This is a genomic window from Bradyrhizobium sp. CCBAU 11434 (genome assembly GCF_028128895.1).
In the GTDB taxonomy this organism is placed as follows: Bacteria; Pseudomonadota; Alphaproteobacteria; order Rhizobiales; family Xanthobacteraceae; genus Bradyrhizobium; species Bradyrhizobium zhengyangense.
This window is the reverse complement of the sequence record NZ_LBJX01000011.1, coordinates 114,469-132,033: the sequence shown is the minus strand read 5'-3', so window position 1 is coordinate 132,033 and position 17,565 is coordinate 114,469. Positions and strand designations below refer to the sequence as shown.

At 63.3% G+C, this 17,565-nt stretch carries 12 protein-coding genes; 3 read left to right on the top strand and 9 right to left on the bottom strand.

The genetic code is table 11. The annotated features are described in order from the left end of the window. Positions 1 to 6 precede the first annotated feature (6 nt). The 6 genes from hyi to XI06_RS08180 form a co-directional block, all read right to left on the bottom strand. Complete coding sequence (gene hyi, locus XI06_RS08205) at positions 7 to 792, bottom strand: hydroxypyruvate isomerase (protein ID WP_237859217.1); 786 nt, start codon at positions 790 to 792, stop codon at positions 7 to 9. Between the two features lie 11 nt (positions 793 to 803). Beyond that, positions 804 to 2,594 (bottom strand): glyoxylate carboligase, encoded by a 1,791-nt coding sequence (gcl, locus tag XI06_RS08200; protein ID WP_271605020.1) that lies wholly within the window; start codon positions 2,592 to 2,594, stop codon positions 804 to 806. A 152-nt stretch (positions 2,595 to 2,746) separates the two neighbouring features. Further along, the gene (locus XI06_RS08195; protein ID WP_237859219.1) at positions 2,747 to 4,549 is read right to left on the bottom strand and encodes an adenine deaminase C-terminal domain-containing protein; all 1,803 of its coding nucleotides are present in this window, start codon (positions 4,547 to 4,549) and stop codon (positions 2,747 to 2,749) included. Positions 4,550 to 4,634: 85 nt separating this feature from the next. Then, positions 4,635 to 5,435 (bottom strand): NYN domain-containing protein, encoded by an 801-nt coding sequence (locus tag XI06_RS08190; RefSeq protein WP_237859220.1) that lies wholly within the window; start codon positions 5,433 to 5,435, stop codon positions 4,635 to 4,637. Positions 5,436 to 5,542: 107 nt separating this feature from the next. After that, complete coding sequence (locus XI06_RS08185) at positions 5,543 to 6,391, bottom strand: IclR family transcriptional regulator (protein ID WP_237859222.1); 849 nt, start codon at positions 6,389 to 6,391, stop codon at positions 5,543 to 5,545. A gap of 194 nt (positions 6,392 to 6,585) precedes the next feature. Next, on the bottom strand, positions 6,586 to 8,715 hold the full coding sequence (locus XI06_RS08180; RefSeq protein ID WP_237859224.1) for an acetate--CoA ligase family protein: 2,130 nt from the start codon (positions 8,713 to 8,715) through the stop codon (positions 6,586 to 6,588). A 344-nt stretch (positions 8,716 to 9,059) separates the two neighbouring features. Between XI06_RS08180 and XI06_RS08175 the strand changes: the two genes are divergently transcribed. From XI06_RS08175 to frc, 3 genes are all read left to right on the top strand, one after another. Then, positions 9,060 to 9,755, top strand: a complete 696-nt coding sequence (locus XI06_RS08175) for a GntR family transcriptional regulator (protein ID WP_164933761.1) — start codon at positions 9,060 to 9,062, stop codon at positions 9,753 to 9,755. A gap of 63 nt (positions 9,756 to 9,818) precedes the next feature. Next, the gene (gene oxc, locus XI06_RS08170; protein WP_237859226.1) at positions 9,819 to 11,552 is read left to right on the top strand and encodes an oxalyl-CoA decarboxylase; all 1,734 of its coding nucleotides are present in this window, start codon (positions 9,819 to 9,821) and stop codon (positions 11,550 to 11,552) included. A 66-nt stretch (positions 11,553 to 11,618) separates the two neighbouring features. Continuing rightward, positions 11,619 to 12,896, top strand: a complete 1,278-nt coding sequence (gene frc / locus XI06_RS08165) for a formyl-CoA transferase (protein WP_237859228.1) — start codon at positions 11,619 to 11,621, stop codon at positions 12,894 to 12,896. A gap of 278 nt (positions 12,897 to 13,174) precedes the next feature. On the opposite strand, the gene XI06_RS08160 is transcribed toward frc, so the two are convergent. From XI06_RS08160 to XI06_RS08150, 3 genes are read right to left on the bottom strand one after another with little or no spacing between them, the layout of a single operon-like run. Beyond that, a complete protein-coding gene (locus tag XI06_RS08160; RefSeq protein ID WP_271605019.1) occupies positions 13,175 to 15,580 on the bottom strand; it encodes a tetratricopeptide repeat protein in 2,406 nt (801 codons plus the stop codon). Positions 15,581 to 15,613: 33 nt separating this feature from the next. Then, entirely contained in the window at positions 15,614 to 16,066 is a 453-nt protein-coding gene (locus tag XI06_RS08155; protein ID WP_237859232.1) for a DUF2721 domain-containing protein, read from the bottom strand. A gap of 34 nt (positions 16,067 to 16,100) precedes the next feature. Then, complete coding sequence (locus XI06_RS08150; protein WP_442869422.1) at positions 16,101 to 17,474, bottom strand: DUF1254 domain-containing protein; 1,374 nt, start codon at positions 17,472 to 17,474, stop codon at positions 16,101 to 16,103. Positions 17,475 to 17,565 lie beyond the last annotated feature (91 nt).

Sequence of the window (17,565 nt, the reverse complement as noted above, 5' to 3'; positions counted from 1 at the left end):
ATATCCTCAGGTCTCAAATGTCTGCGCGGCGTGCCACGACAGGCCTTCCAGCGTCGTGGTGCGCGGCTTGTATTCGCAGCCGATCCAACCGCGATAGCCGATCGCGTCGAGATGGCGGAACAGGAAGGGATAGTTGATTTCCCCAGTGCCGGGCTCGTGTCGGCCGGGATTGTCGGCGAGCTGGATGTGGGCGATCTCAGGCAGATATTCCTGCATGGTGCGGGCGAGATCGCCCTCCATGATCTGCATGTGATAGATGTCGTACTGGACGAACAGATTGTTCGACCGCACCTCGGAGATGAGCTGGATCGCCTGCTCGGTGCCATTGAGGAAGAAGCCGGGGATGTCGAGCGTGTTGATCGGCTCGACCAGCAGCTTGATGTTCTCGCGGGCCAGCGTCGAGGCGGCAAAGCGGAGATTGCCGACCAGGGTCTCCTGCAGCTCACGCGGATCGGCGTCGACAGGCGCAATGCCGACGAGGCAATTGAGCTGCTCGCAATCGAGCGCCTTGGCATAGTCAATGGCACGGAACACGCCATCGCGGAATTCGGAGGTGCGATCGGGCATGATCGCGATGCCGCGCTCGCCGGCGGCCCAATTGCCGGCGGGCAGATTGTGCAGCACCTGGCTCAGTCCGTGAGCCTCCAGCTGTTCGCGGAGCTGCGCCTTGTCGAAGTCGTAGGGAAAGAGATACTCGACCCCGGCAAAGCCTGCCGCCTTCGCCGCGGCGAAGCGGTCGATGAACGGCATCTCGTTGAAGAGCATGGTGAGGTTGGCCGCGAATTTCGGCATGTTACTGTCCCCTATTCTGCCGGCTGCAAAACGCCGGGCCGCGTAGCCCCGACCTCATCGAGCGGCAAGTCCAGCACTTCCTCGAACTCGACGATGTTGTCGATCTCGGTGCCCATCGCAATGTTGGTGACGCGTTCGAGGATGAACTCGACCACCACGGGCACGCGATGCTTCTTCATCAATTCGCGCGCGGTCGCGAACGCGGCCTGCGTGTCCTTGGGATCGGTGACCCGGATCGCCTTGCAGCCGAGGCCTTCGGCGACCGCGACATGGTCGACACCGTAGACGCCGATCTCCGGCGCGTTGATGTTCTCGAACGAGAGCTGGACATGATAATCCATCTCGAAGCCGCGCTGGGCCTGGCGGATCAGGCCGAGATAGGAATTGTTCACGACGACGTGGATATAGGGCAGATTGAACTGCGCCCCGACCGCGAGCTCCTCGATCAGGAACTGGAAATCGTAGTCGCCGGAGAGCGCGACGATGTTACGATCCGGACACGCCGCGCGCACGCCGAGCGCTGCCGGCAAGGTCCAGCCGAGCGGCCCCGCCTGCCCCGCATTGATCCAGTTGCGCGGCTTGTAGACACCGAGGAACTGTGCGCCGGCGATCTGCGACAGGCCGATCACGGTGACATAGGTGGTGTCGCGGCCGAACGCCTTGTTCATCTCCTCGTAGACGCGCTGCGGCTTGATCGGGACGTTGTCGAAATGGCTCTTGCGCAGCATGGTCTTCTTGCGGTCGCGGCAGGCCGCGGGCCACGCCTGGCGCTCGCGGAGCCTGCCGGAACGTCGCCACTCCCTGGCGACGGAAACGAAGAGTTCGAGCGCGGCCTTCGCGTCCGAAACGATGCCGAGATCGGGGTTGAAGACGCGGCCGATCTGGGTCGGCTCGATATCGACATGCACGAAGGTGCGGCCCTTGGTGTAGGTCTCGACCGAGCCGGTGTGCCTGTTGGCCCAGCGATTGCCGATGCCGAGCACGAAATCGGACTCCAGCAGCGTGGCGTTGCCATAGCGATGGCTGGTCTGGAGGCCGACCATGCCAGCCATCAGCACGTGATCGTCGGGGATCGCGCCCCATCCCATCAACGTCGGCACGACCGGGACATTCGCGATCTCGGCGAACTCGACCAGCAGGTCCGAAGCGTCGGCATTGATGATGCCCCCGCCCGCGACGATCAGCGGCCGCTCGGCGGCATTGAGCATCTCCAGTGCTTTCTCGACCTGCTTGCGCGTGGCGGTGGGCTTGTACACCGGCAGCGGCTCATAAGTTTCGTCGTCGAACTCGATCTCGGCGAGCTGCACATCGAGCGGCATGTCGATCAGCACCGGCCCCGGCCGGCCCGAGCGCATCACATGAAAGGCCTGGCTGAACACACGCGGCACCAGTGCCGGCTCGCGCACGGTCACTGCCCATTTCGTCACCGGCTTTGCGATCGACTCGATGTCGACGGCCTGAAAGTCTTCCTTGTAGAGCCGCGCGCGTGGCGCCTGTCCGGTGATGCAGAGGATCGGAATGGAATCGGCGATCGCCGAATAGAGCCCCGTGATCATGTCGGTGCCGGCCGGCCCCGAGGTGCCGATGCAGACGCCGATATTGCCGGCCTGGGCCCGCGTATAGCCCTCAGCCATGTGCGACGCACCCTCGACATGCCGCGCCAGGATGTGGCGGATAGAGCCGCGCTTCTTCAGCGCCGAGTAAAGCGGATTGATCGCAGCCCCGGGAACACCGAAGGCGGTCGAGATACCCTCCTTCTCCAGGATTCGCACGGCTGCATCGACGGCTCGCATCTTCGCCATATCGGACCTCGCTTAAGTTGCGTCAGCGAGCGAGATCATCGGGCGCGCGGGATGCGATCTCAACGAGATCGATTTTATTTTCCACGATGCGGCAGCCGCTGGAAAAACACGGCGGTCTCAATCGGTTAGATCGAGCCATGCGTGAAAGCTGCTTACTCGAACAGCGGCGCCAGCTCCATCTGCGGTACCAGCACGAGGCCCTTGTCGGTGATGCGAATTTCCGGAATGACCGATAGCGGAATCAGATTGAAGCCCATGTAGGGAATGGTGCAGCCGGCCTCGGCCCATTCCTTCTTCAACACCTTGACCTCTTCAGCCACTTCGATAACGCGCTTGTCGGATAACAGTCCCGCGATGGGCAGCGGCACCAGCGCCCGCACCTCGCCGTCGGCGACGACGCAGACGCCGCCCTGCTTTTCCTCGATCGCCGATATCGCCACCTGCATATCGGCCTCATTGGTTCCGGCGACGATGAGGTTGTGGCTGTCATGGCCGACGCTGGAGGCGACCGCGCCGCGCTTCAAGCCGAAATCCTTCAGCAGGCCGTAAGCGACGTTGCCGGCCGACTTGCCGTGGCGCTCGACCACGGTGACGAAGCACATGCCGTAGCGCGCGAACAATTCTGGCCAGTCCTTGGCGGGCTCGATCGCGACCTTCTCATGGATCAGCGTAATGCCCGGCAGCGCGGTCTTGATGGCGTTGACGGTGCAGGCCTTCGCCGGCAGCTCCGGCGTCAGCCTGATTTTCCTCGGCAGCTTCACGGTCGCGTAGGCCGCCTTCGGATATTGATAGCGCTGCGATAGCGCCTGATCGAGACGCGGCGTGATCTTGCGGTTCTCGACCACGAGTTCGCCGCCATACCAGGTCGATTGCGGCGTGAGATTGTCATCCATCAGCACGAGATCGGCGCGGCGGCCGCCGCCGAGCCCGCCGATATCTCCCTCCATGCCGAAGCGGGTGGCGCCGTGCAGCGAACCCATCGACCAGGCCTGCTCCGGCGACATCCCCGCCTTCACCGCCTCGCGCACCACCCAGTCGAGGCCGAACAGCAGAAGGTCGTCGGCGTCGCGGTCGTCGGTGCAGACGGCGGTGCGCTTGTGCGAGGCCCCGAGTTCGGTGATCGTGCGGATCGCCTGCGGCAGCGAATGCCAGGGCGTTGTCGGCGGCCCGCCGCGCAGGAAGATCCAGACGCCTGCATCGAGCAGATCGTCGGCGATGTCGCGGTCGATCGCCTCATGCGTATCGGTGACGCCCGACGCCGCGTAGGCCGCGACGAATTCGCGGCCATAAACATGGCCGGACACCGGTCGTCCGCGCTTCAGGGCCGCCGCCAGGATCGCGTGGCTGCGCTCGTCGCCCATCGTGACAGGCACGAAATCCATCTTCTCGCCGAGCGCGACCGCTTCAGGCCAGCGGTCGAACAGGCCGGCGATCTTGTCGGGCGTGAGGTCTCCCCCGGCGGTCTCCAGCTCCGCCGAAGTCGCCGGCACCGTGCTCGGCACCGTCAAGAAGATCGACAGCGGCGCCTCGCGCGCGTCCTCCAGCATCGCCTCGACGCCGGCGACGTCCATGACATTGCCGATCTCGTGGCTGTCGCAGAATATCGTGGTGGTGCCGTTCAGCAAAGCGGCCTCGGCATAGGCACAGGCCGTCACCATCGAGGATTCGATGTGGATGTGCGGATCGACCAGGCCCGGCGCGATGATGCCGCCGGCGGCGTCATACAGCGGCACGTCGCTCCACGTCTTCTTCGCCGTGCCTGACGGCTTCACCGCTGCTATGCGGCCGCCGGAGATCCAGACCTCCCGCCCCGGATGGATCCGCTCCGAATAGGTAGAGAGCACCCGCGCACCTGATATGACGAGGTCGGGCGCCACGCGGGCGGAGGCGACGTCGGCGAGACGGCGTGTCATTGCGTGCAGCGGCGCAACGGCAAATCGGGTGAGTTTGGACATCGGGGCTCTCGCGTAACGTTACGGCCCAGCGATGGTTACGCCCTGCGAAACGCCGGGCAAGCCCAAATATAACGGCACGCCCTGCTTACGCCTTAGGCGGCGAGCCGCCTGCCGTCCGCGACCTTGCGGCTCTGCGCGGGTTCCGCGTTCTCGGCGGTGTTGCGGCAGCGGGCTTGACCCGAATCCGCATCGACCGGCCTTTCGGCTCATCGATTTCGAACGAATTCGTCTTTCGCACAAGGTCGCTCAGCTTGCGGAAGCCAAAGGTCCTCGGATCGAAATCGGAGGCCAGGTTTGCGAGCTGCCGGCCAACTTCCCCAAGGGTGACCCAGCCGTCTTCGCTCTCCATCTGGGTGATGACCTTCTTAATAATGGGCGCAGCCGCATCAGGGGGCTGGAGCGGCGTGGATTTCGAGGCGGCATCCTGGGAGTTCGCCGCGCCAGCAAGCAGGTTCTCCGTGTAGACGAACCTCCGGCAGGCCTGCCTGAAGCTTTCCGGCGTCTTCTGTTCGCCGAACCCAAAAACATCGACGCCCTGCTCCCGGATGCGGGCGGCAAGCCGGGTGAAGTCGCTGTCGGACGACACCAGGCAAAAGCCATCGAACCGGCCGCTGTGAAGCAGGTCCATCGCGTCAATGACCAGGGTTATGTCCGACGCATTCTTTCCCGTCGTATAGGCGAATTGCTGCTGCGGTATGATGGCGTGCTTCGACAGGATGTCGGCCCAGCCTCTGGATCGCGCATTGGAGAAGTCGCCATAGATGCGGCGAACGCTGGCCTCGCCGATCTTGGCAATCTCCGCGAACAGTCCATCCGCGATCTTTGCGGAAGCATTGTCGGCATCGATCAGGACAGCGAGACGGGGCGAACGGAGCTCGGAAGGCATGACATTCCCCAAAAGGACGCGACAACGGTGGATTGGTATACCGATGTCGAGGCCCCCGCCGCCAGAGCTGATTTCCTTCAACGGGCACGGTGGACCACCAACCCAGCTTAGGCCGGTTTCACCACCGGGGTGACACCCCCGAGCGCAACCGTCAGTTCCGCCGCGACTTCGCGTACGACGCGTCCGATCTCGGGCAGGCGAGCGTCGCTGACGCGGCTGGTCAGGCCGGATACCGAGATCGCGGCGAGCGGCTCCGCAAGCGCGTTGTAGACCACGGCCGCGACGCAGCGCAGCCCCATCTCGGCCTCTTCGTCATCCACCGCGTAACCTTGCTTACGGATCGTTGCCAGCTCCTTGAAAAGATCGCTCGGCCGTACGATGGACTTTTCCGTGAGTCTCGGCATGCCGTGATGACGGATGACGGCGCCGACGTCATCGTCGGAATAAGTCGCAAGGACCGCCTTGCCGACGCCTGACGTCACCATCGGAACGCGACCGCCGACCTTGGTCAGCGAGCGCATGATCTCGCGGCTTTCCATGCGGGTCAGCACGATGATGAATTCGTCGTCGACCACGGCAAGGTTGGCGGTCTCGCGGGTGAGATCGCGCAGCTTGCGCAAATAGGGAATTGCCTGCGCCGTGAAATTGCGGCGCCGCGCAAAGCTCGCGCCGACGGTGAAGCTGCGGACGCCGACATGCCATTTGGATTCGGCGCGGTCGAACTGCACAAAGCGGCGGCTCTCGAGCGTCGCCAGCAAGCGGTGCACGGTCGAGGCCGACAGCCCGGTGCGGACCGCGAGATCGCTGAGACGATAGCCTTCGTCGTCCTCAGCCAGTGTTTCGAGTATCGACAGCGCGCGGCCGACAGACTGCACGCCGCCGTCACGCGCGTCGGGCTCGGCCTCCGATGGAGAGCGAGGCTCGAGCGATTTGCGCCGGATCACGTTCTTGCTCATCGCGACCTGACCGTTCTCCCTCGCCCCGCTTGCGGGGAGAGGATCGGGGTGAGGGGGAGCTTCCACGCGGACGGTGACAAAGAAACTCGCGGAGAGTCCCCCTCACCCGAATTGCTTCGCAATTCGACCTCTCCCCGCGTACGGGAGAGGCGAACAACCATCCGCTCCGGATCATGCCGAAGCGGCATCTCGTCTCAGAGCAGGCCCGCCCCGCGCGCCCACTTGTACTTGGCGCCAAGCACCTCAACCGGAAGTTCGGTCGAGTAAGCATAGGCCGGGATGCCGTTCTGGTAGAGATATTCGGCCGCTTCCTCGACTTCGACGTCGCCGGCGAGGGAGGCGACGATCGGCTTCACAAAGCCCTTCGCTTCCATCTCCTTCTTCACCTCGACCATATTGCGGGCGAACACCATCGGCGGCGTGACGATGGTATGCCAGTAGCCGAGGATCAGCGAGTGGATGCGCTCATCCGACAAACCGAGCTTCACCGTGTTGACGTAGGTGATCGGCGGCTCGCCGCCGGTGATATCCACAGGATTTCCGGCCGCGCCAAACGGCGGGATGAACTTGCGGAAGGCCGCGTCCAGATCCGGCGGCATCGACATCAGCGACAGGCCGTTGTCGACGCAGGAGTCCGACAGCAGGACGCCCGAGCCGCCCGCACCGGTGATGATCAGCACGTTCTCGCCCTTCGGCGTTGGCAGCACCGGCACGCCGCGAGCGAATTCGAGCAGCTGCCGCAGGCTGCGGGCGCGGATCACGCCGGACTGCGCCAGCACGTCCTCATAGATCTTGTCGTTGCCGGCGAGCGCGCCGGTGTGCGACGAGGCCGCCTTAGCGCCGGCCGAGGTGCGGCCGGCCTTGAGCACGACGACAGGCTTCTTCTTGGAAACGCGCTTGGCGGCTTCCGCGAAGGCGCGGCCGTCCTTGAGGTCTTCACAGTGCTGCGCGATCAAGTTGGTGTTCGGATCCTGCTCGAAGAAGGCGAGCAGATCGTCCTCGTCGATATCGGACTTGTTGCCGAGGCCGACAATCGCGGAGACGCCCATCTTGGCCGAGCGCGAGAAGCCGATGATGGCCATGCCGATGCCGCCCGACTGCGACGACAGCGCCGCGTGGCCCTTCACGTCGTAGGCCGTGCAGAAGGTCGCGCAGAGATTGGCGGGCGTATAATAGAAGCCGTAGATGTTCGGTCCCATCAGGCGAATGTCGTACTTCTTGCCGACCTCGACGATCTCGGCCTGGAGCTCCGGCGCGCCGGCCTCAGCGAAGCCCGACGGGATCAGCACCGCGCCCGGGATCTTCTTCTCGCCGCATTCGGTGAGCGCCGCGGCCACGAATTTCGCGGGAATCGCGAACACAGCCGTGTCGATCACGCCAGGCACGTCCTTGACGCTCTTATAAGCCTTGTAGCCAAGGATCTCTGAGGCCTTGGGGTGGATCGGATAGATCTCGCCCTTGTAGCCGCCGTTGATGAGGTTCTTCATCACGGAGTTGCCGATCTTGCCATCCTCGGCGGAAGCGCCGACTACGGCGACGGCCTTCGGCTGCATGATGCGGCTCATCGCCGCAACAATCTCTTCGGTCGGGCGCGGCTTCGGCTTGGGCTTGTAGGCGAAGTCGACGACGATGCGCACGTCGGCCGCAATCGCGTCCTTGGCGGTGGCGAAGACAGGGTTGAGGTCGAGCTCGACGATTTCGGGGAAATCGGTGACGAGCTGCGAGACCTTGACGATGACGTCGGCCAGAGCGGTGCGGTTCACCGGCTCGCCGCCGCGCACGCCCTTCAGAATCTCGTGCGCCTGGATGCCGTCGAGCATCGACAGCGCGTCTTCCTTGGTCGCCGGAGCGAGGCGGAAGGTGATGTCCTTCAAGACCTCGACCAGCACGCCGCCGAGGCCGAAGGCGACCAGCTTGCCGAACGAGCCGTCGGTGATCGAGCCGACGATGACCTCAGTGCCTCCGGCCAGCATCTGCTGCACCTGGATGCCCTCGATCTTGGCATCGGCCTTGTACTTCTTGGCGTTGCCGAGAATGGTCTCATAGGCCTTCTCGGCATCCTCCGCCGTCTTGACGCCGACAATGACCCCGCCGGCCTCGGTCTTGTGGAGAATGTCCGGCGAGACGATCTTCATCACGACAGGGAAGCCCATCGACGACGCCATCTTGCCGGCCTCGCCGGCCGACTTCGCCACGCCCTCTTTCGGCACCGGAATGCCGTAGGCGTCGCAGACCACCTTACCTTCGGGGGCGGTCAGGCTGGTGCGTTTGTCGGCCTTGACCTGGTCAAGGACCTTGCGGACGACGTCTTTGGAATTGGACATGAGCTTCTCCCTTGACCTTCAGTTCTTGCTTTGCAAAGCGCGCATATGCGGCTGCCCGTGATACTTGCCATCGCCGCGCTCTGTTCCACCTAGCGGAACGGAGCGGCGAAAGGCCTTGATTACTCCGCCAGCTTGGATCAAAAATGGCTAGCGATGGCATTTGGTATGCCAGAAGCCAACTTGTCAAGCCAGAGCAGGACCGATAACGCCGTAAAAAATAGCCAGCTTGACATTCTGGCATGTGGTATGCCAAAAACTTTCCAGTAAATATTCCTGTAAAAGACGACTCCCATCAGAGGAGAATCGTCGTGTCACTGCGGAAACCAACCAAGGCGTTGCCGAACATGGCCGAGGCAGACATCGCAATCGTTCGTATTGCCCCGGAGAGCAGCTTCAAGAACAAGGCGTATGACGCCTTGAAGGAAGCCATCCTCAAGATGGACATCTATTCGACGCCCGAGCCCGTCATGCTGGACGAGCGCGCATTGTCCGAACGTCTGGGCGTCAGCCGCACGCCGATCCGCGAAGCGATCGCGATGCTCGAGCAGGACGGTTTCGTGAAGACCGTGCCGCGCCGCGGCATCATGGTGGTGCGCCGGACCAAGAGCGAGATCGTCGACATGATCCGCGCCTGGGCGGCGCTGGAGAGCATGGCGGCCCGCCTCATCACCACCACCGCGCGCAAGAAAGACATCACGGCGCTGCGCGACTATTTCAAGGATTTCGGCAAGGACCGCTTGCCCGAGGATCACGTCGAGGAATATTCGAAGGCCAACATCGCCTTCCACCAGGCGTTGATCTCGCTGTCGGAATCCCCCGTGCTGGTCGATCTCACCAACGACCTTCTGCTGCACGTGCGCGGCTATCGCCAGCTGACGATCGGGCGCAAGGACCGCACTGCGACCTCCCTGCCCGAGCACCTCGGCATGATCGAAGCACTGGAAGCGCGCGACACCGAGCTCGCCGAGAAGCGCGCCCGCGACCACACCCTTGGCCTCGCCGCTTACGTCGAAGCGCACGGCCAGGAACTCTTCACCTAGCAACATTCACCAGAAGGGCGAACCATTCGCCCCACCTACCTTGAGACCAGGGAGACAAGGCCCATGCTGAACACCGCGACCAAGTCCGAAGCACCGGGCACCGAGCAGGAACTGACGGATGGCTTCCATCTCGTCATCGACGCGCTCAAGCTGAACGGCATCAACACCATCTATAATGTGCCGGGCATCCCGATCACGGATTTGGGCCGCATGGCGCAGGCCGCCGGCATTCGCGTGATCTCCTTCCGCCACGAGCAGAACGCCGGTTACGCCGCAGGCATCGCCGGCTATCTCACCAAGAAGCCTGGCGTCTGCCTCACCGTCTCCGCGCCCGGCTTCCTCAATGGTCTCACCGCGCTCGCCCACGCCACCACCAACTGCTATCCGATGATCCTGGTCTCGGGCTCCTCCGAGCGCGAGATCGTCGACCTGCAGCAGGGCGACTACGAGGAAATGGACCAGCTCGCGATCGCGAAGCCGCTGTGCAAGGCGGCCTATCGCGTGCTGCACGCCCAGGACATCGGCATCGGCTTTGCCCGCGCCATCCGCGCTGCGGTCTCGGGCCGTCCGGGCGGCGTCTATCTCGACCTGCCGGCCAAGCTGTTCGGCCAGGTGATGAACGCCGAGGCCGGCCAGAAGTCGCTGGTCAAGGTGATCGATGCGGCGCCCGCGCAGATCCCTTCGCCCGCGTCGGTCAAGCGCGCGCTCGACGTGCTCAAGAGCGCCAAGCGTCCGCTCATCATCCTCGGCAAGGGCGCGGCCTATGCGCAGGCCGATGAAGAGATCAAGAGCTTCGTCGAGAAGAGCGGCATGCCGTTCCTCCCCATGAGCATGGCCAAGGGCCTGCTGCCCGACACGCATCCGCAATGCGCCGGCGCGGCTCGCTCGACCGTGCTCAAGGATTCCGACGTCGTCATGCTGATCGGCGCGCGGCTGAACTGGCTGCTCTCGCATGGCAAGGGCAAGAGCTGGGGCGATGCGCCGAAGAAGTTCATCCAGGTCGATATCGAGCCGAAGGAAATGGACTCCAACGTCGAGATCGTCGCGCCTGTCGTCGGCGACATCGGCTCGGTCGTCTCCGCCTTCAACCAGGCGATGGGAACGGGCTGGACCGCGCCGCCGGCCGAATGGACCAAGGCCATCGTGGCCAAGCGCGACGAGAACGTCGCCAAGATGGCGCCGAAGCTGATGAACAACAAGTCGCCGATGGACTATCACGGCGCGCTCGGCGTGCTGAAGAACGTGATCAAGGATCACCCCGAGGCGATCCTCGTCAACGAAGGCGCCAACACGCTCGACCTCGCCCGCGGCGTCATCGACATGTACCGCCCGCGCAAGCGTCTCGACGTCGGCACCTGGGGCGTGATGGGCATCGGCATGGGCCAGGCGATCGCCGCTGCGCTCGAGACCGGCCATCCCGTGCTGGCAGTTGAAGGCGACTCGGCCTTCGGCTTCTCCGGCATGGAGGTCGAGACCATCTGCCGCTACAACCTTCCGATCTGCGTCGTCATCTTCAACAATGACGGCATCTATCGTGGCACCGACGTCAACGGCGCGAACTCCGATCCCGCGACCACCGTGTTCGTCAAGGGCGCGCGCTATGACAAGATGATGGAAGCCTTCGGCGGCGTCGGCGTGAATGCGACCTCGCCGGACGAGCTCAAGCGCGCCGTCAACGAGGCCATGGCATCCCGTAAGCCGACGCTGATCAACGCGGTGATCGATCCGGCCGCGGGCTCGGAGAGCGGCCGCATCGGCAACCTCAATCCGCAGAGCGTTCTGCAGAAGAAGAAGTAAGTCCACCCCCTCAACCCTTATTCCCTGTGGTTCGCAGGGGCAGACACAGAGTACGGAGCATAGACGATGACCAAAGCGCTCGAGGGCGTTCGCATTCTCGACTTCACCCACGTCCAGTCAGGACCGACCTGCACGCAGCTGCTGGCATGGTTCGGCGCCGACGTGATCAAGGTGGAACGCCCGGGCGTGGGTGACATCACCCGCGGCCAGCTGCAGGACATCCCGAACGTGGACAGCCTGTATTTCACCATGCTCAACCACAACAAGCGTTCGATCACGCTCGACACCAAGAACCCGAAGGGCAAGGAAGTCCTCACCGAGCTGATCAAGAAATGCGACGTGCTGGTCGAGAACTTCGGACCTGGCGTGCTCGACCGCATGGGCTTCCCCTGGGAGAAGATCCAGGCGATCAACCCGAAAATGATCGTCGCGTCGATCAAGGGCTTTGGCCCGGGACCTTACGAAGACTGCAAGGTCTATGAGAACGTCGCGCAGTGCACCGGCGGCGCCGCTTCCACCACCGGCTTCCGCGACGGCCTGCCGCTGGTCACCGGCGCGCAGATCGGCGACAGCGGCACCGGCCTGCATCTGGCGCTCGGCATCGTCACCGCGCTCTATCAGCGCACGCATTCGGGCAAGGGCCAGCGCGTCACCGCCGCGATGCAGGACGGCGTGCTCAACCTCGCCCGCGTCAAGCTGCGCGACCAGCAGCGCCTCGCCCACGGCCCGCTCAAGGAATACAGCCAGTTCGGCGAAGGCATTCCGTTCGGCGATGCCGTGCCGCGCGCCGGCAACGACTCGGGCGGCGGCCAGCCCGGCCGCATCCTGAAGTGCAAGGGTTTTGAGACCGATCCCAACGCCTACATCTACTTCATCACCCAGGCCCCGGTCTGGGAGAAGATCTGCGACGTGATCGGCGAGCCGACCTGGAAGACCGATCCGAACTACGCCAAGCCGGCGGCCCGCCTGCCGCGCCTCAACGAGATCTTCGCCCGCATCGAGCAGTGGACGATGACCAAGACCAAGTTCGAGGCGATGGAAATCCTCAACAAGGACGACATCCCCTGCGGCCCGATCCTGTCGATGAAGGAGATCGCCGAGGACCAGTCGCTGCGCGCGACCGGCACCGTGGTTGAGGTCGATCATCCCACCCGCGGCAAGTACATCTCGGTCGGCAACCCGATCAAGCTGTCGGATAGCCCGAGCGACGTCACCCGCTCGCCGCTGCTCGGCGAGCACACCGACGAGATCCTGCGCGCCGTGCTCGGCTTCTCGGACCATCAGGTCGCCGAGATCCACAAGTCAGGCGCGCTCGATCCGCCGCAGAAGCAGGCCGCCGAGTAAGCGGCAGCACAACGCTTGAAACGAAAGGGCGCCCATCGAGGCGGCCCTTTTGCGTCAGCAGGACCGTGCGGCTGCGAGCACAAGCCAAAAAACCAAAAACAACCCCATGCACAGTAGCCGGCCGCGTCGGCCCAAGAGCAAATTTCGTCTTTAGCGAATTTTTCTTGTGACGTCGGGCAAAACAGGGGTAGTATGTCATCATCGCGGCGTCCATCGGCAGTGACGCCTGCAGTCGGCTCGACATTCCCGCAGGCGTGGATACCCAGGGCTCCTGTCTGCTATCGCTTCAACTCCTTGACAAGATCGGCCAGACGCGAATCGTCCGGCATGAGCTTCGATAGTCGCTCGGCATAAGCGAGCGCGGCCACGACGTCTCCCTTCTCGCGGCTGAGGTTCAGCGCAGCGGACAACAACTCCGGACTATTGGGGTGCGCACGCAAACTTTCCTTCAGCACCGCAAGCGCGTCGTCGCGCCGGCCATTCGCGCTTAGCCCGACGGCATAGACGTAAGCGTAGTGCGCCTGACCCGGAGCCAGCGACGCGGCCTGACGCAGTTCATCGAGCGCGGCCTCATTGCGCTGCTTGCGTACAAGCGCCAGACCAAGTGCATGGTGAAGTGATGCATCCTGCGCCGACGTGGCGAGGGCCTCGCGCAAGACCTGCTCACAATCGCTTTCGCGTCCAAGTTGCCGATAGAGGTCAGACAGGTTGACGGCGGCGGCTGTGAACGAGGGATCCAGCCGAAGCGCAGCACGATATTCGATCTCCGCCTCGCTGGCATTGGCTTGACGGGCAAAGAAGCCCCCGAGTGCGGTACGGGCGTCAGGCCTGTCTGCGTTCAGCCTCTGTGCAGCCACGAACTCGGCCGCGGCCCACGCGAACTTATCGCGATCGGCTGCTGGTTGCCGTGCTGATGGCACCGCGGCAAGAAGATCGGCCGCGCGAATGCGCACGCCGCGCACGGGATCGCTGAGCCGCAGGGAGGCGAGCGACCAGAGCTGTTCGGGCGATACCCCTTCCAGCCCGTCGAGCGCACCAAGTCTCACAAGCGGATCGGGATCGGACAGCGCGCGCCGGATCAGGTCGAAATCCGGTACCGGAAGCTCGGCGAGTGCGCTGGCGCGGACGATGCCGGGAGCGTCGCCCGATCCGGCGATTGCGGCGAGCAGCGCCTGGGCATCGGCGGCTTCGCTCCAGACGGCATGAAAGGCCGACGCCCAGGTCTGGTGGCCGCGCCCCTGCATGCCTAACCAGGTTTCGACTTGCCGGGCCGCCCACATCGCAGACTTGTCGCGGTGACACTCGTTGCATGCATTCGGTGTGCCGATCTGCACGGAGAGATCGGGACGCGGAATGCGGAAGCCGTGATCGTGGCGGCGATCGACGACCATGTAGCGCCGCTCCGGCATATGGCAGGACGGACAGCCGGGCGGCGGCGAGACGTCGGCGTGGTGTCGATGCGCAGTCGATTGATACTTCTCGGGTGCATGGCACTGCGCACAGACGCCATCCCCGGGGGCCTTCAGAGTCGCGCTGTGCGGGTCGTGGCAGTCGCTGCAGGTCACGCCTTTGGCGAACATCCTGCTCTGCTTGAAGGGCGCGTAATTGTATGTCTCCTCGTCATCGCGCATCTGGCCGTCGGCATGAAAATGCTGGCGATCGAGCAGCGCGACCTGGTGGGTTTCCGAGAGCGGCCGTCCTGGCGTCCAGTCTTCCGAAAGTTGACCGCGACGAGCATGACAGCGCCCGCAGGTCTCGACCTCCTTCCGCAGCGCCGCTGGCGGCGCACTGCGTGTCGGCGTCATTGTTCCAGCCAAGGCCGACCAGGTGATGCCCGTGCGCTCGTCAAAGGCGACAAGCAGGCCGTCGTCAACGCCGCGCGACGCCGGCTTTCCGCGCGCCCAGGCGACATGACGCGAGCCGGCACCATGGCACGCCTCGCAGCCAACGCTGATCTCGGAGAATGTGGTGGCGAACGTATCCTTGCCGGCATCGTAGCCCTTGAGTACGCCGGTCGAGTGGCACTCGGCGCACATGAAATTCCAGTTCTGGTTCAGCTTCGTCCAGTGCAGCGGATCGTCATGCGTAATGGCGCCGTCCGGATAGAGGTGAAACCAGCGCTGACCGCCCTGCTCCTTCGGCCGCGTGTCCCAGGCGATGGACAGGGCCTGGACGCGACCGTCGGGAAACGCGATCAGGTACTGCTGCAGCGGATCGATACCGAAAGTATATTTCACCTCGAAAGTCGCGAGCTTGCCGTCCGGGCCGTCTGTCTCGACCAAAAATCTCCCGTCCTGCCGGAAGAAGCGCGAGCGCGTGCCCGCATATTCAAAGGCCGCGTCGTTGAAGTCGCCACGGACGGACGTGTCGTTCGCGTGATCCATGGCGTGACGATGTTGCGAGCTTTGCCACAGCCGCGTCTCCGCCTGGTGGCAGCCGCTGCACGCCTGGCTGCCGACAAAGCTCAGCCCTGCCTCGCGGGTCGGCTGAGAGGTGCCGGACGTCTTGAACCAGGACAGCCCGCTTGCCAGCAGAAAAAATAGCGCGCCGGCGCCGATTGCCAGCAGCGCGGCAGTTCGCCATCGGAAAGTTGGCGCGGGGCGTTGAGCAGGAGCCGAGCGGTCTTGTTCGGGCCGGGCCTGGGCCTTCTGACGCCTGCGGCTCTTCCGAGAACCTTTCGTCACGTCCAACCACCCCACGCACTGCCCCCGGAAGACTTACACGCGCAGATCGTTGTCGTGAAGCGCAATTCGGGTTTCGCGGGCGAGGTCGATGAGAGAGGCGCAGAACGTCAGCAGCGCGGCCATGAACAGCAGTGCGACGCCATATTCATGGGCGACATTGAACAGCGCACTGATGAAGGCAACGATGATGATGAGCGCCGTGAGGATCGCAGAGAGGATGGAGCAGAACAGCGATCTGTTCAAGAGCAACGCCCGGTGTCGCAGCCGGGGAATATCCGCCTTGAGGTAAGCCTTTGAGGCATCATCATCGGTGATGTCGTGAAGCAACTGAGCCCGGTCGACGACCCGGTTGATGCGGGAAATCAGGACCGAGATGAAGGACGCGACGGCACCCAGCAGGAAAGCCGGGGCCGCCACGTTGCCGATGATCCGTGCCAGTTGGTCGATTGAAGGCGTTACCGGCACCAACTGGATTACGTTCTCCATCGTCGCTCGATTCTCCCGGTGGCCCGAATGAAAACTAAACGGTCCGCTGCATCGGAGGCTGCTTCCACGTCCCTTCGAGCGCCTCAGCTTTCGGCCAGTAGAGACGCATAACGACAAAGAAGCCCCCTTTGGGTGCGGGTAGCCAATTGGGCTGCTTGTCTGCTGCCGGAGCCTCGTTTTGGATATAGAAAGTAATTCCGCCGTCCCCGTCGCGCTTGAACTCTGACAGCATCGGCGAATTGAGCAAATAGCGGTTAATCGGATTGGCCGTGAGCAGGCTCGACGGCAGTTCGTACATGGTCAGCGACCAGAAGGCATTCACCGGTGGCAACTGGCCCGGTGCAAAGCGGACGGTGTAACGGTTCGCCCCGTCGAATTTCCTGCCGTCCGCATCTACAAGATACATCGGATACATCGCTTCCTGCTTGGAGTTGCCGTAGATTCCGAAAACGGCAGCGGCCATGCGGTAGAGATAATTGTTCTTCAAATATGCGCGGGTGCCGAAAGTGTCCCCGCTGGTCACTTCCCCGGCATCCATTCGCTTCTGCAATTGGGCCAATGCCTGCCAGGCATCGGCCATACCCTGTTCAATGGCAGTTTTCAGTTCGGGCGTGAGATTGCCCGCGTTGAAGGTCTTGCCAGCACCAACGCCAATCTTGGCGAACCGCGCCATCAGCTCCTTCTCGGAGGGGTTCGTCGTACAGAACTGCAAGAGGAAGTTGACGATGTTGAAAAACTCAAGCGAGGTCTTTTCGGTCTCGGGCGTCAGCGGTTTGATGAAATCAATCGCCGGCGCGGCCTTCGGCGCTGGCGCGCCAAGGAAAGCCGAAAGCGTCTGCACCCTGTAGCCGGCTTGCACCTTCTTCACGTTGTCAATGTCAGCGGGATTGAAAAGTTGCGTGCGGTACGCGGCCAGCGCAATTTCGGTCTCGGCACGTATCACCTTCGTCACACCCTTCGGGGGTGAGCCGTTCCAATGAGGTCCAGCGATGAGGAAGCTGCCGCCATTGTTGCCGGTGCTGCGACTACCGATGTAGTCGAAGTTGAACGTGTAGGCGTCAATGAGCTGAATGCTGAAATACCGTTCCTTTTCGATGACCGGAACGGTCAGCACGATGGGCTCTGTACGCAAGTCCATACCGAGAAACGAGTAGGGAGTGTCCGAATTCGGCGTTTGGACCGCCTTGTCTTCCGGCGTGAAGACGCGCGAGAAGTTGCGAAGCTGGTTCCATGGCGCCTTATATTCGGGGCCATTCGCATCGACGAAATAGGCATATTGAATGCGGTAGCTGTCCACCATTGGGAAGCCGTAGATATAGGCTTCCTTGGCAATCGCGCCGGCTTCGGTGGGACTGACGGCGGTCTGCGCGCGCGCAAGCGCCGGACGGAACGACGGGAGCAGGGCCATCCCGCAGGCAAAAGCTCTCCGTGTTATGGATTTCATCGTCGCAATTCTCCTGTCCGAAAAGCCAGGATGGCCGCAGCGTGGACGGCCGGGA

Excerpts from the sequence above, each read along its gene's own strand:
- hyi (WP_237859217.1), bottom strand. The coding sequence starts at position 792 with ATGCCGAAATTCGCGGCCAACCTCACCATGCTCTTCAACGAGATGCCG.
- gcl (WP_271605020.1), bottom strand. The coding sequence starts at position 2,594 with ATGGCGAAGATGCGAGCCGTCGATGCAGCCGTGCGAATCCTGGAGAAG.
- XI06_RS08195 (WP_237859219.1), bottom strand. The coding sequence starts at position 4,549 with ATGTCCAAACTCACCCGATTTGCCGTTGCGCCGCTGCACGCAATGACA.
- XI06_RS08190 (WP_237859220.1), bottom strand. The coding sequence starts at position 5,435 with ATGCCTTCCGAGCTCCGTTCGCCCCGTCTCGCTGTCCTGATCGATGCC.
- XI06_RS08185 (WP_237859222.1), bottom strand. The coding sequence starts at position 6,391 with ATGAGCAAGAACGTGATCCGGCGCAAATCGCTCGAGCCTCGCTCTCCA.
- XI06_RS08180 (WP_237859224.1), bottom strand. The coding sequence starts at position 8,715 with ATGTCCAATTCCAAAGACGTCGTCCGCAAGGTCCTTGACCAGGTCAAG.
- XI06_RS08175 (WP_164933761.1), top strand. The coding sequence starts at position 9,060 with ATGGCCGAGGCAGACATCGCAATCGTTCGTATTGCCCCGGAGAGCAGC.
- oxc (WP_237859226.1), top strand. The coding sequence starts at position 9,819 with ATGCTGAACACCGCGACCAAGTCCGAAGCACCGGGCACCGAGCAGGAA.
- frc (WP_237859228.1), top strand. The coding sequence starts at position 11,619 with ATGACCAAAGCGCTCGAGGGCGTTCGCATTCTCGACTTCACCCACGTC.
- XI06_RS08155 (WP_237859232.1), bottom strand. The coding sequence starts at position 16,066 with ATGGAGAACGTAATCCAGTTGGTGCCGGTAACGCCTTCAATCGACCAA.
- XI06_RS08150 (WP_442869422.1), bottom strand. The coding sequence starts at position 17,474 with ATGGCCCTGCTCCCGTCGTTCCGTCCGGCGCTTGCGCGCGCGCAGACC.